This window comes from Actinomadura rubrisoli (assembly GCF_004349215.1).
Taxonomy (GTDB): Bacteria; Actinomycetota; Actinomycetes; order Streptosporangiales; family Streptosporangiaceae; genus Spirillospora; species Spirillospora rubrisoli.
The window spans coordinates 1-977 of record NZ_SMKU01000741.1 but is presented as its reverse complement, the minus strand read 5'-3'; the positions used below and the strand labels follow the sequence as shown (position 1 = coordinate 977).

Below are 977 nucleotides of genomic sequence, written 5' to 3'. Positions count from 1 at the left end.
GACCTCGACCTCCTCCCGGCCGCCCCGGGTCGTCTCCCGTCCGCCGCCCGGCAGAAGCACCGCGCCCCCCGGACCCGCCGCGGTCGCCTCGGCGGACGAGTCGGGACGGTCTGAGCCGGTCAGCGCGACCCCGCCCGTCCGTCCGCTCCAGAAGCCGAGGTCGGAGACCTGCGTGTACTTCATGCTGAACTCACCGCCGATCGCGCGGATGTAGGCGCGTCCGTCGGCCACCTGCGTGTCGGGCCTGCGCGTGTCGTCATTCCAGCTCGTGACGCGGACCGGGTTCTGCGCCGAACCGTTGAACCGCACCATGCCCCCGGCGCTGACGATCGAGGTGAACGCGCCGGGGACGCTGCGCATCCGGATCGTGAGCGGCCCGGTGGAGCTCTGCAGGATCAGCTTCCCCCCGGCGGCGACCACGAGGTTGACGCCGAGCAGGTACGAGCCGTCCGCCTGGCGCTGGAAGTCCTGCCCGGCCAGCTTGGCCAGTTCCGCGACGTAGTAGGGACGGCGGCGCTGCGGCAGCATCAGCGTCCGGCCGTTGGCGGAGGTGAGCAGGCGCGGGACGCGCGCGGCGGCGGCCTCCGCACCGCCGCCCGCGAGATCGGACTCCTGCTTGGCGCGGATCTGCATGACCCGCAGATCCTCCTGGTCGACCAGCGTCGACTGCTGCCGCGCGGACTCCGGTGACACGGCGTTCACGTCCGGCATGCCGGAGCCCTGGCCGGAGTACACGCGGTAGGCATAGGTGCCGCCGCCCGCCAGGCCGAGCACCAGTACGGTCGTTACGATCTTGCCAAGACGCCGCTCCATGTCAGACACCCCCTCGTTCGTAGTCCTGCCGCGGCGAGGCATGCGGCCGCCCGGCGTGCCGCGGCGGCGTCCTGCGCAGCTTCCACACAGGCCGCTCCTCCAACGGACGCTGCAGCGCGTAGGGATGCACCCCAGCCAAGCCCCCACGCCCCCCGGACGCGTCG

At 72.8% G+C, this 977-nt stretch carries 1 protein-coding gene; it reads right to left on the bottom strand.

Annotated features, from left to right (window positions below; all coding sequences use genetic code 11):
* Nucleotides 1-813 (bottom strand): hypothetical protein (locus E1298_RS47220; RefSeq protein WP_207945300.1); only part of this gene is annotated, 813 nt, incomplete at its 3' end.
* Nucleotides 814-977: the final 164 nt, after the last annotated feature.